Raw genomic sequence first — 13121 nt, 5'->3', positions numbered from 1 at the left:
CGGGTTCATCATATCCGCTCACTGCCCTTGCTTTTGGCAGTGTTCATCTCGAGTAGTTCGTCAATATTTTTCCGGTTGTTCGACAGTCGCGGCACCTTGTGCTGTCCGCCGAGCTTGCCCTTGGCCTTCAGCCAGTCGTTGAAGAGGTTCGGGCGTGCCTTGACGATTTCGAGGCGCTGGAGCGTGATGTCGTGGTAGCGCTTGGCCTCGTAGTCGGAGTTGATGGCCTGAAGGTGCTTGTCGAGGATGTCGGCGAAGGCGTCGATGTCGGCAGGTTCCTTGCTGAACTCTATGAGCCACTGGTGGCGGCATCTGGCCTTATCGTCCATATAAACCGGTGCGGCGGTATATTCGGATACTATGGCACCGGTCTTCTCGCAGGCGTAGGCGAGTCCTTTCTCGGCGTTGTCCATGATGAGTTCCTCGCCGAAAGCGTTGATGAAGTATTTTGTCCGGCCCGTGATGACGAACTTATACGGATTGCGGCTCGTGAAGCTTACCGTGTCGCCGATTTCGTATCTCCACAGTCCGCACGACGAGCTGATGAGCATGGCATAGTTCTTTCCGAGCTCGACGCCGCTGAGGGGCACGATGTTCGGGTGGCTCGATCCTATCTCGTCGACGGGCAGGAACTCGTAGAATACGCCGTAGTCGAGCATCAGGAGCATGCTCTTGTCGGTCGGGTCGTCCTGTATGCCGAAGAAACCCTCGCTGGCGTTGTAGGTTTCCATGTAGTGCATCTTATCGCTTGTGATGATCTGCTCGTACTGCTTGCGGTAGGGCGTGAAGGCTATTCCCCCGTGGAAGAATACCTCGAGGTTAGGCCATACGTCCTCGATGTGCTTCTTTCCCGAAATTTCGAGAATGCGCACGAGTACGGAGAGCATCCACGACGGTACGCCGGAGATGTTTGTGACGTTCTTGTTCATCGTCTCGCGGGCAATCCTGTCCCGTTTCACCTCGAAGTCGCTGATGAGGGCTGTAGCCTTCTTCGGCACCCTGACGAGTTCGGCTAACGGCGTGATATTCTCGATGAGGATGGCACTGAGATCGCCGACGAGCGAGTTGGGGAGGTTGTAGTTCGACTGGTGGCTGCCTCCGAGAATGAGGCTTCGGCCGTCGAAGATGCGGCTCTTGGGATTGTTGCGCAGATAGAACGTGACGCAATCCTTCGGACCTTGATAGTGGATGTGCTGCAGGCCCTCCTGCGTGACGGGTATGAACTTGCTCTTGTCGTTGGTTGTTCCGGAGCTCTTGGCATACCACTTCACCAGTCCGGGCCACAGAATGTCCTTCTCGCCATGGCGCATGCGGTCAATGTCGCCCTTGAGCGTCTCGTAGTCGTTGACGGGTACGTTCCTCACGTAGTCGTCGTAATTGTTGATATGGTTGAAAAGGTGCTTCATACCAAACTCCGTATCCTTTGCCCTCGAGACGAGAAAGCGCAGCACGTCGCGCTGCATCTGCTCGCCGTTGGCAGGATAGGTGTCAAGCTCGCGCATGCGGCTCTGGAAGAACATCCTTGCTATACTGGTCAGACTCATTTGTTTGATAGATAATTTTTTGAACTGACAAAATTACATAAATCTCCGGCAAAAGCATCGTTTTTTACTTTATTTAATATATATAATCTGGTTATTATGCCTTTTTCTGCTGCGTGGCGGTGACTCCGCGATGTTGTCATTCCTTACATTACCGCACTCGAAAGAATTGAAATTGCGTAGGCAAGGCACGTTTGTCACTTCATTTTCATCAGCAGGAGAGGGTGGGGGAGAGGCTTATAAGATGTAAAAATAATTCAAACAATACTCCTTTCTGAACCATCTTTGTAATTAATTGATTTATAATCACTTATCAATACATGCCATTTGGCGTTCTAAAACGGGCCGTTTCGCACGCTGAAACGGACCGTTTTAGAAGCCGAAACGGGCCGTTTCGCAAGCCGAAATGGCCCATATTGAATTGCAGTAAAGATTTTTCAGAATTTCGATTCGTTCCATCCACTCCATTCACTCCACCTAAGGCAACAAAAAAAGTTGCAGAAACTGAATGGTCAACAGCTTCTGCAACTTTCCTAAAATCTATTTGCGCTACAGTTATTCCTTGCCCTCGAAGGCTGCGGCCTCTGCCGCCGCGATGATGCTTTCGCGCTTGCCGTCATCGCTGTTGTTATTGCCGTCGAAGTCGTCTTTCTCTTCTTTTGTCTCTGCTTTCAGCTCCGGGTCCACGCTATTGTCCTTGACTATGGGCTTATCGTCGAACACTTCCTCGTGGAAAGGAGTCTCGTGCTTCTCCTTGGGCTTGGCAGCCTTACCGATGAGGAAGTCGCTCTGCTGCTCCGTCTCGGGAACGTTCTCAACGGGTTCTTCCTCCATCTTTGTGCGGTTGCCTTTGGCCTGGAAGACGGCGTCGATGAACTGTGGCATGCGGCGCAGCTTCTGAAGGGTGAGCTTGGCGGCCATCTGCTGGCTCTCTTTCTTCGAGAATCCCTTGCCGTCGCAGCCCTCAAGGTCCTCGATGAACACCTTATAGTCGAACATCGGACTGCCGTTCTCGTCCTTGCCCTGGCTGATGAGCCTGAACTCTACGTTCACGCGGTTCTTCTGACTCCACTCTATGAGCTTCGACTTGAAGTTTACCTCCTTGTAAGCAACCTTGTCGATGTTGATGAGCTCGCCGAGAATCTGTCGCTTCATGAACCGCATGCAGGCATCGTAGCCATGGTCGAGATACAGCGCTCCGACGACAGCCTCGAATGCATTGCCGCCCATATAGCTGTTGTGGGCTGACGAATGGCCCGAGGAGAGTATCAGGTCGTTGATGCCCATGGTCTTGGCAAGACGGTTGAGGGTGTCGCGCTGCACGATTTTCGACCGGGTGTTGGTAAGGAAACCCTCCTTTTTGCCCGGAAAATGGCGGAAGACGATGTCGCCGACGATAGCGTCGAGGATGGCATCGCCGAGAAACTCCAACCGCTCGTTGTTGACTTTCTTGCCTTTGGCGTTGCGGTGGGCAACGCTCTTGTGCATCAGCGCAATCTTATAGAAACTGATGTCGTGGGGAAGGACGCCGAGAATTCTGTTCAGAGACAAATAAAGCTCCTTATCCTTGCGGAAAGGGAGCTTTATTCTATCAATGATATTATTCAGCATACTTCTTGAAGATAACGCATGCATTGTGGCCACCGAAACCGAAGGTGTTGCTCAGTGCGGCACGTACCTCGCGCTTCTGGGCCTTGTTGAATGTGAAGTTCATCTTGTAGTCGATTTCCGGATCGTCGTCGCCGTCAGCGTGGTTGATGGTCGGCGGAACGATGTCGTCGGTGATTGACTTCACGCAAGCTAATGCTTCAACAGCTCCGGCAGCACCGAGAAGGTGTCCGGTCATACTCTTTGTCGACGAGATGTTCAGGCGGTAAGCGTCGTCGCCGAAGACATCCTTGATGGCCTTGGCCTCTGAGATGTCGCCGACGTGGGTCGATGTGCCGTGGACATTGATGTAGTCGATGTCGGCAGGAGTGAGATGAGCGTCGTCGAGAGCGGCCTCCATGACAAGCTTTGCACCGAGACCCTCGGGGTGAGAGGCTGTGATGTGGTAGGCATCGGCACTCTCGCCCTCACCAACCATCTCAGCATAAATCTTTGCGCCGCGTGCCTTGGCATGCTCGAGAGTCTCGAGGATAAGGCATCCGGCACCCTCACCCATGATGAATCCGTCGCGACTTGCCGAGAATGGGCGTGAAGCGTGCTCAGGATCGTCGTTGCGTGTCGACAGGGCTTTCATCGAGTTGAATCCACCGACACCGCACATGCAGATGGCGCTCTCGGCACCACCGGCAACGATGATGTCGGCCTTACCTAAGCGAAGGAGGTTGAAAGCGTCGGCAAGGGCGTTCGTCGAAGAGGCGCATGCACTCGTCGTTGCGTAGTTGGGGCCGTGGAATCCATACTTGATGGAAATCTGTCCAGCGGCAATATCCGAGATCATCATTGGGATGAAGAACGGCGAGAAGAACGGGCCGCGCTCGATGTTCTGACCGTAGTCGACAACTTCCTTCTGGAAAGTGTTTATACCTCCGATACCAACACCGTAGATAACGCCTACACGATTCTTGTCGATACCCTCTGCATCGATGCCGGAATCCTCTACGCCCTGAATGGCACTGGCCATAGCCAGCTGGGTGTAACGGTCCATCTTGCGGATCTCTTTGCGGTCGAGATACTGCTTGGGATCGAAACCCTTAACCTCGCAGGCGAAGTGTGTCTTGCATTGTGAGGCATCAAACTGGGTAATCGGGCCACAGCCGCTCTTGCCCTCAACCATCGACTTCCATGTCTCTTCGACATTAAGGCCAAGTGGTGTGACAGCGCCGAGGCCTGTTACTACTACTCTATTTAATTCCATTTATTGTGCTTTTGGGACTGCTGGACAACCATCGGCGGCCGTCACAGCATATTATAAAACTCAAAAATGTTGGGCGCTGAACGCTCTATCGGCTTCCAACACCCAACATTTCTTAAATCAACTATTGAGGAAATTGATTACTTTGCGTTCTCCTCGATATACTTGATGGCGTCACCGACAGTGGCAATCTTCTCAGCCTTGTCGTCAGGGATTGAAATGCCGAACTGCTTCTCGAACTCCATGATGAGCTCTACGGTGTCCAGAGAATCGGCTCCCAGGTCGTTGGTGAAACTTGCCTCAGGCTTTACCTCTGCCTCGTCAACACCAAGTTTGTCGACGATAATGTCTTTTACTTTTGCTTCAATTTCTGACATAATTGTTTTCTTTTTAAGATGTTATAATTGTTTTCTATTTCCAAAATCGGGTGCAAAGGAACAAATTTTTATCCGAGTGTGCAAATAATTTTAAAGAAAACTTATTTTTCAATGCACAAATGATATACCATTGTGCAATTTTTTCACCGAAAAACAGTGTAAGATGCGTATTATCACACTGTTGATGGAAGAATTTTGTGGTATTCGAAACGAAAAAAACAGTCTTTTATTTGGAATCACGTTTAAAATTTCGTATTTTTGCATGATGTATCGAAATGAATCGGAAATCAGCATACAATAATAAAGAATTAAACAATAATAAGATGTCATTCACTGAACATTGCAATGAGATTTTCAATCAGGCCATCCGTGACTACCACGTGAAGGACGATGTCGACACACCTATCAGCAATCCGTACGACCGCGATTCCATCGAGAACCGCCTCTATCTGAAGTGCTGGATTGACACGGTGCAGTGGCACTATGAGGATCTCATCCGTGACCCGCACATCAATCCGGTCGATGGTATGAACCTCAAGCACCGCATAGACCGCAGCAATCAGGACCGCACCGACCTCGTGGAGCAGATCGACTCGTACTTCCGTCAGCTCTTCTCTGACGTTACGCCGCTGCCCGACGCTACCATCAACACGGAGAGTCCTGCGTGGGCTATCGACCGACTGAGCATCCTTGCACTGAAAATCTATCACATGCGGGAGCAGACAGAGCGTACCGACGCTACGCCGGAGCACATAGCACGGTGCAAGGACAAGCTCGCCGTGCTCATAGAACAGCAGAAGGACCTCTCGACGGCCATCGACCAGCTGCTTGATGACATCAAGGCCGGAAGGAAATACATGAAAGTCTACAGACAGATGAAGATGTACAACGACCCGGCTACTAACCCTGTATTGTACAAAAAGTGACCCAGCACGTTCTCATAATACGACTGTCGGCAATAGGCGATGTGGCTATGACCGTGCCAGTAGTGGTGTCGGCGGCAAAGCAGTACCCTGATGTGAGATTTACGGTCCTCAGCCGTCCCTTTGCGAGGCCGCTCTTTGAGAACCTCGCGCCGAACCTCTTCTTCATGGAGGCCGACATCGATGGCGAGTACAAGGGGGTGCACGGACTCAACAAGCTCTACCGGCGGCTGATGGCGAAGAACTTCACTGCCGTCGCCGATTTCCACGATGTGCTGCGTACAAAGTATGTCAGAACACGGTTCAACGTCAGTCTCACCGACCATGTAAAGGTGGAGCACATCGACAAGCACAGGGCTGAGAAACGGCGGTTGTGCGACTATAGTAATAAGGTAAGGAAACAGCTGCCCACGTCTTTCGACAACTACAGTGATGTTCTTGCCAAATTGGGTTATCCCGTAAAGCTCGACTTCACAAGCATCTTCGGCGAGGGGAAGGGCGATATGGCGGCATTCCCGGCGCTTATCGGCACCACGAAGCCTTCAGGACAGAAGTGGATAGGACTGGCTCCGTTTGCCGCCCACCAGTGGAAAGTATATCCCGTGGAGATGATGGAGGCCGTAATTCGGCTTATAATCAATGCTCATCCCGACTGCCGGATATTCTTCTTCGGCGGCGGAGAGGGCGAAATGATGCACTTCGACCAATGGTGCGCCAAGTACGACCAGTGCACCAATGCCTCGAAAGTGCTCGGCGGACTTGCCAACGAGCTTATCCTCATGAGCCATCTCGACGTGATGCTGTCGATGGACAGCGGAAATATGCATCTCGCAGCGGTGGCAGGATGCAAGGTTGTCAGCGTCTGGGGAGCCACACACCCCTTTGCGGGATTCCAGCCATGGCATCAGGACGACAGCGACAGCATCGGTGTCGACTTGCCATGCCGGCCCTGCTCGGTATATGGAAACAAGACTTGCCGCCGCGGCGACTTTGCTTGCATGCGGCAGATAACACCGGAGATGATTGCAGAGGCCGTGGAGAGGCATCTCAAATAGATTATCATTCATCCATTATATGTCCCAAGTTAAACAGATAAATAAGGTAACCCTCCGTAATTTAAGGATGGAGGATTACGACCAATTGGCTAAATCGTTCCGGCGCATATACGGCGACAGCGATGTATTCTGGACCCACGAGCAGATAAAGAAGCTCATAACCATCTTCCCGGAAGGGCAGGTGGTCATCATCGCCGACGACAAAATTGTGGGCTGCGCGCTCAGCATCATCGTCGACTACAATATGGTCAAGGGCGACCACACATACGCTCAGGTCACTGGCAACGAGACGTTTAACACCCATGAGCCCGACGGAAACATCCTCTACGGCATAGAGGTGTTCATCCATCCCGACTACCGCGGACTGCGCCTTGGCCGACGGATGTATGAATACCGGAAGGAACTCTGCGAGAAACTGAACCTCAAGGCTATAATGTTCGGCGGTCGTATACCTAATTATCATAAGTATGCCGACAAGATGCGCCCGAAAGAGTACATCGAGAAGGTGCGCTCAAGGGAGATTTACGACCCCGTTCTCAATTTCCAACTGTCGAACGACTTCCACGTCCGGAGGGTTATCAGGAACTACCTGCCCAACGATGAGGAGTCGTGCCATTGCGCTTGTCTGCTCCAGTGGGACAATATCTACTATGAGCCGCCCAAGGAACAGAACAAGGTGGAGCGCCGTCCGACGGTCAGAATAGGTCTGGTGCAGTGGCAGATGCGAAACTATAAGGACATCGACGACCTCGTGGAGCAGGCCGAATTCTTCGTCGACTCGGTGTCGAGCTATAAGGCCGACTTCATCCTCTTCCCCGAATATTTCAACGCACCGCTCATGGCTCCGTTCAATAAGATGGGTGAGGCACAGTCGATACGTGCCCTGGCACAATACACTGAGAAAATTCGCGACCGCTTCCGCGAACTCGCCATCAGCTACAACATTAATATTATCACCGGTTCCATGCCGTTCATAAAGGACGACGGGGGACTGTATAATGTGGGATTCCTTTGCCGGCGCGACGGCTCCATGGAGATGTATGAGAAGATTCATGTCACCCCTGATGAGCAGAAGTTCTGGGGTCTCAGCCAGGGCTCGAGGGTAAAGACCTTCGATACCGACTGCGGGCGCATCGGAGTGCTTATATGCTATGATGTCGAATTCCCCGAATTGTCGCGACTCTTGGCCGACGATGGCATGCAGATCCTTTTCGTTCCCTTCATGACCGACACGCAGAACGCCTACAACCGGGTGCGTATCTGTGCGCAGGCCAGGGCTATCGAGAACGAGTGCTACGTGGCTATAGCCGGCAGTGTAGGCAATCTGCCGCGCGTTCAGAATATGGACATCCAGTATGCGCAGTCGGGAGTGTTCACCCCTTGTGACTTCCAGTTCCCGTATGACGGGCGGCGCGCAGAGGCAACACCTAACACTGAGATGATTCTCGTTGCCGATGTCGACCTCAATCAGCTCTCAGAACTCCATACTTATGGTTCCGTCCGCAACCTCCGCGACCGCCGTAAGGATCTCTACGAAACACGGTTCAAGAAGTAAATCACATGCCGGCCACAGCTTTCTGCGGCCGGCATGTTGCATTATATTGCCATTGTCAGCCTATCGTCACGACCGATTTTTATCGCCGTCACCACTCTTCCGATGAGTTCTACCTGTAGTAAAATTCTGATAACCAATAACCTAAGCACCACCTTATCAAGGCAAGTGTAGCTTACGACCTTTTATATATCCCTAATAATTACGGTTTCTTGGTGAATTCTATGGATGCAGAGATAAACCAATAGCATAGTGTTTTCTCTATCATCCTTGTAGCCTGGAAAAGACAACTCAACAACAAACCAATATCGAAATATCTTTACACCATCCCCAAACCTATCGTTTCGGCCTCTAAAACGGCCTGTTTCAGCTTGCGAAACGGACCGTTTTGCATCCCAAAACGGACCGTTTTAGAACGCAAAATGGCATGTATTGGCAACCCTCTGATAATCAATGCAGTACAAAGACGGTGCGATAGACGAAATGATATGAATTATTTTTACATCTTATTGCCGGTATTCTCTTGTTGCTTTACCCTATTCCATCAGTATTCCACCAACTGTTGCCATGCAGATGCGATGGATTCGGGTAGCGGGGTGATAGTCTCGGGGATGGTAAAACTCCAGATGTGGTTCTTCTCTTTCATTATTTTCTTCATCTGTTGCCTTGTGACCATCTGCCGGTCGGTGACGAAAAACTCGCTTGTAACGCTGATTTTCTCGTCTGTATCCTCCCCGCGGTACCTCGCAAGATACTCCGTGTGCTTGCCGAAAGAGATTATGGCGTTGTGGTTTTTGCCGTTTACAGTAGAGCGTTTCTCAAAGTCCTGATATCCCGTCATGGTCGCTTTAACGCCGTACATCTTCAGTTGGCTCATGTCAAGGCTATGGTCGGGTCGTCCCGCTAACTCGTCGAGAACAATCGTTGCCGTCGAGTCGGTGCGCGCGATGTTTCCCGCTTTATGGCTGAGGAAGTAGATGTCGCCGTTATTGCGGGTGGAATATTCGTCGGCACTGATACTCTTCGACAGCGGTGTCACCTCAAGATTGGGCAGATTTATCTGTACGAAGAGGTCGTCGCCGTTGGCTTTCGGGGCTTTTCTGCGCCTTTCGCCGAGGAATTTCCGCTGGCAGAACGTGGCATCGTCGGTGCTGTCAAGAGGTACGAATATCTCCATGTAGCCGTCCCAGAAGTATGTCAGCGCCGAGTCAGTGGTCTGATATACACGGTAATAGCCTTTCAATCGCTGAAAATCCTGTGCGCCGGCGGATGCAGCGCACAGGATTGCCATCACGAGAATTATTATCTTATGAACGTTCATTACTATTTTTTTCTTCTCTTTCCGCCTTTTTTCCCGCCTTTATTCCGTTTCCGGTCGTCGCGCCGTTTGTCGTCGAGACTTACGGTTTTCTTCGTTGTAGGAGCGTCGGGAGAGTCGTCGGCAATGATGAAGTCGAGTTGTTTCTTCTCGAGATTAGCCTTTGCCACCTGTATTCTTATGGGGTCGCCGAGCTGATAACAGTGGTGATGGCGTCGTCCGATGAGACAATAGTTCTTTTCGTCGAAGTCGTAGTAGTCGTCGCCGAGGTCGCGCATGGAGATCATTCCCTCGCAGTGGTTCTCGTCGATTTCGGCATATATGCCGTAGCTCTGGATGCCAGAGATGTGGGCGTCGAACTTCTCTCCAACGTGCTCGCCCATGAATTCGACCATCTTATACTTTGTCGAGTCGCGCTCAGCGTTCTGTGCCACCTGCTCCATATCAGAGCAGTGCTCGCACAGTTCCTCATACTTATCCTGATTTGCCGACCGTCCGCCGTTCTGATACCTGGTCAGCAGGCGGTGCACCATGGTGTCGGGGTAGCGCCGGATAGGTGATGTGAAATGCGTGTAGTAGTCGAACGCCAGTCCGAAGTGGCCGATATTGTGGGTCGAGTATTTTGCTTTCATCATCGACCTGAGGGCAATGGTCTGAATCAGCTTGGCCTCCCTCTTTCCTTCAACCTCATCCATGAGGGTGTTCAGAGCCCTTGCCGTGGCACCTTTCGTGCTCGACGACTTCAGCTTGTAGCCGAATTTGGCCGAGAATTCCCGCAGGTTCTCGAACTTCTGCGGGTCCGGATTGTCGTGGATGCGGTATGGCAGCGTCTTGGCTTTCTTTCCTTTTTTCACCTTTCCCACCATCTCAGCGACACTTCTGTTGGCTAAGAGCATGAACTCCTCTACGAGCTTATTGGCATCCTTCGAGCGCTTGAAGTAGCAGCGTATGGGCTTTCCCTTCTCGTCGATGTCGAAGTGCAGTTCCTCGGTATCGAACTTCACGCTTCCGTTTTTGAAGCGTTTCTTCCTCAGCATCTTAGCGAGTCGGTCGAGGGTGATGAGCTGTTCGGCATACTGTCCCTTGTATCCGTCGGGTCCGGGAGCCGGTGCCGGCTCACCCGTTCCGTCTATAACACCGTTATCCTCAAGCAGTTGCTGCACCTCCTCGTAGGCGTATCTCCTGTCCGATTTTATTACGGTGTGTACGAGCCGGAATGCCTTTACGTCGCCTTTCTCGTCGAGATTGAACACTGCGCTGTAGCACAGCTTCTCCTCGTTAGGGCGCAGCGAGCATACGAAGTTGCACAGATGCTCCGGCAGCATGGGTATTGTCCTGTCGACGAGGTATATGCTTGTGGCCCTCTTCTGGGCCTCACGGTCGATGATGTCACCCTCCTTGACGTAATGGCTGACGTCGGCAATGTGCACGCCGACCTCCCACAGTCCGTTGTCGAGCTTCTTTATGCTCAGCGCGTCGTCAAAGTCCTTGGCGTCTTTCGGGTCGATGGTGCACGTCCATGTGCCTCTGAAGTCCTCCCTCTCGTCGAGATCGGACTTCGTCACCTCACCTGTAATCTTGTCGGCGGCATCCTCCACGCGTTTAGGATACTTGTAGGGCAGACCATACTGGGCAAGGATAGTGTTCATCTCGACGTCGTTGTCGCCGGCAGGACCGAGCACGTCGATGACCTCACCGACAAGATTTTTGTGGTCGGCATCGGGCCATTGCGTTATCTTCACTACCGCACGGTCGTCGGTTTTTCCTCCTTTGAGTTTCTTTTTTGGTATGAGAATATCGTGTACGAAGAGGTTCTCCTGCGTCACGAGGAATGCGATGTCGCGGTCGACACGCAGTCGTCCGACGAATGTATCCTTCTTTCGCTGAAGAATTTCCGTCACCATTGCCTCCTTGATGTGCTTCTGCCGCCGGGCCATTATCTGCACCCTCACCCTGTCGCCGTTGAGTGCCGACATCGAGTTGCGTTCCGACACGAAGATTGGAGTGCCGCCGTCGTCGGGCTGGAAAGTATTCTTTCCGTTCGATTTTCTGATGAAAGTACCCTCCTGGACCTGTCCTTTAGTGTTCAGCCGGTAGGCGTTGTCGCCGACCTTGGCCAGGAAGTCGTCCCATGCCATCTCGTCCATGGTGTCGATGGCGAGCATCTTCTGCGGGTGTGTAGTGAGATGCAGGGCCTTGAATATCTGCTTGAAGCTGAACGTCTCGCCTGGTTGCGTCTGGAAGAAAGCCGTGAGCTTTTCAGCCATTTGCTTTTTAGTGAGGCGTCTGCCGTTTCCATTTCCTTTTGCCATAGTAGTAATATCCACAATGTTAATAAAATAAGACGAATTGTACAACAATCGTCGCCGAAATCATTAATGTAATGATTCTGTAGGCAAAGTAACAAAAAAGTTTGTACCTTTGCAAGCAAAACAGATTAAATCTTGATGAAAAAAATATTAATTACGGGTGCATCGGGCTTTATTGGCTCGTTTATCGTCGAGGAGGCCCTGCGCCTTGGCATGGAGACGTGGGCCGCCGTCCGCTCTACGTCGTCGCGAAAGTACCTCACCGACAGCCGCATCCACTTCATCGAACTCAACCTTCAGGACGTGGCGTCGCTGCGCCGTGAGCTCGAGGGCCACCAGTTCGACTATGTCGTCCATGCCGCAGGAGTGACGAAAGCCCTTCGCAGCGACGATTTCTTCCGTGTCAACACCTACGGCACAAAGAATCTTGTAGAGGCCTTGATGAGCCTTCACATGCCCTTGGAGCACTTTGTCTACATGTCGTCGCTGAGCGTCTTCGGGGCCATCCGCGAGCAGCAGCCCTACACTGAGATTGAACCCACCGACACCCCACGCCCTAACACCGCCTACGGCCGCAGCAAACTCGAGGCCGAGCGCTACCTCGCCTCGCTGCCGTCGGCCTTCCCCTACGTCATCCTCCGGCCCACCGGCGTCTACGGTCCGCGCGAGAAGGACTACTACGTGATGATGAAAAGCATCAAGGGCCACACCGATTTTGCCGTTGGTTTCAAGCGTCAGGACATCACCTTCGTATATGTCGGCGATGTCGTCCAGGCCGTTTTTGAGGCCCTCGACCACGGTGTCACCGGTCATGCCTACTTCCTCAGCGACGGCAGCGTCTACCAGAGCAGCACCTTCAGCGACCTCGTCCACGAGGCCCTCGGCCGTCCGTGGTGGGTTCGCATCACCGCTCCCTGCTGGTTGCTGCGCGTAATCACGGCTGTCGGCGACATCATCGGCCACATCACCGGCCGCATGATAGTGCTCAACAACGACAAGTATAATATTCTCAAACAGCGCAACTGGCGGTGCGATATCACCCTTGCGCGCAAGGAGTTAGGCTTCGACCCGCAGTGGGACCTCAGCCGTGGCGTCGCCGACACCGTGGCCTGGTATAAGGCCAACGGGTGGCTCTGAGGGCCGCACCGGAGCCGTTGTCGTTCCCTGCAAAATCCTTTCCTCCATA

Annotated in this window: 10 protein-coding genes; 4 read left to right on the top strand and 6 right to left on the bottom strand. The window is 52.3% G+C overall.

The features are described 5' to 3' along the window. Window positions 1-8 precede the first annotated feature (8 nt). The 4 genes from LDN30_RS01150 to LDN30_RS01135 all read right to left on the bottom strand — a co-directional run bounded on the left by LDN30_RS01150 (window position 9) and on the right by LDN30_RS01135 (window position 4778). The gene (locus LDN30_RS01150; RefSeq protein ID WP_223928490.1) at window positions 9-1544 is read right to left on the bottom strand and encodes a GH3 auxin-responsive promoter family protein; all 1536 of its coding nucleotides are present in this window, start codon (window positions 1542-1544) and stop codon (window positions 9-11) included. A gap of 552 nt (window positions 1545-2096) precedes the next feature. Next, entirely contained in the window at window positions 2097-3152 is a 1056-nt protein-coding gene (gene rnc / locus LDN30_RS01145) for a ribonuclease III (protein WP_223928489.1), read from the bottom strand. Then, on the bottom strand, window positions 3142-4404 hold the full coding sequence (gene fabF / locus LDN30_RS01140) for a beta-ketoacyl-ACP synthase II (protein WP_223926769.1): 1263 nt from the start codon (window positions 4402-4404) through the stop codon (window positions 3142-3144). The genes rnc and fabF overlap by 11 nt, the downstream gene beginning before the upstream one ends. Before the next feature lie 137 nt (window positions 4405-4541). Next, window positions 4542-4778: an acyl carrier protein gene (locus LDN30_RS01135; protein WP_223926768.1), complete on the bottom strand. Its 237-nt coding sequence runs from the start codon at window positions 4776-4778 to the stop codon at window positions 4542-4544. A gap of 323 nt (window positions 4779-5101) precedes the next feature. Here LDN30_RS01135 and LDN30_RS01130 point away from each other — a divergent pair, with 323 nt between their 5' ends. Genes LDN30_RS01130 through LDN30_RS01120 form a run of 3 tightly spaced genes read left to right on the top strand, consistent with a single transcriptional unit; the run spans window position 5102 to window position 8311 of the window. Continuing rightward, window positions 5102-5704, top strand: a complete 603-nt coding sequence (locus LDN30_RS01130; protein ID WP_223928488.1) for a DUF4254 domain-containing protein — start codon at window positions 5102-5104, stop codon at window positions 5702-5704. Window positions 5705-5751: 47 nt separating this feature from the next. Beyond that, the gene (locus LDN30_RS01125) at window positions 5752-6756 is read left to right on the top strand and encodes a glycosyltransferase family 9 protein (protein ID WP_223929408.1); all 1005 of its coding nucleotides are present in this window, start codon (window positions 5752-5754) and stop codon (window positions 6754-6756) included. 19 nt (window positions 6757-6775) lie between these two features. Next, window positions 6776-8311: a bifunctional GNAT family N-acetyltransferase/carbon-nitrogen hydrolase family protein gene (locus LDN30_RS01120; RefSeq protein ID WP_223928487.1), complete on the top strand. Its 1536-nt coding sequence runs from the start codon at window positions 6776-6778 to the stop codon at window positions 8309-8311. A 541-nt stretch (window positions 8312-8852) separates the two neighbouring features. Here the strand turns inward: LDN30_RS01120 and LDN30_RS01115 are convergent. Then, entirely contained in the window at window positions 8853-9629 is a 777-nt protein-coding gene (locus tag LDN30_RS01115; RefSeq protein ID WP_223928486.1) for a hypothetical protein, read from the bottom strand. Window positions 9630-9631: 2 nt separating this feature from the next. After that, window positions 9632-11938, bottom strand: a complete 2307-nt coding sequence (rnr, locus tag LDN30_RS01110) for a ribonuclease R (protein WP_223928485.1) — start codon at window positions 11936-11938, stop codon at window positions 9632-9634. 135 nt (window positions 11939-12073) lie between these two features. Between rnr and LDN30_RS01105 the strand changes: the two genes are divergently transcribed. Continuing rightward, entirely contained in the window at window positions 12074-13072 is a 999-nt protein-coding gene (locus tag LDN30_RS01105) for an NAD-dependent epimerase/dehydratase family protein (RefSeq protein ID WP_223928484.1), read from the top strand. The last annotated feature ends 49 nt before the right edge of the window (window positions 13073-13121 follow it).

This window comes from Prevotella lacticifex, assembly GCF_019973375.1.
GTDB classification, from domain to species: Bacteria; Bacteroidota; Bacteroidia; order Bacteroidales; family Bacteroidaceae; genus Prevotella; species Prevotella lacticifex.
Note: the sequence above shows the minus strand (reverse complement) of the source record. Positions and strands in the feature narration are given on the sequence as shown.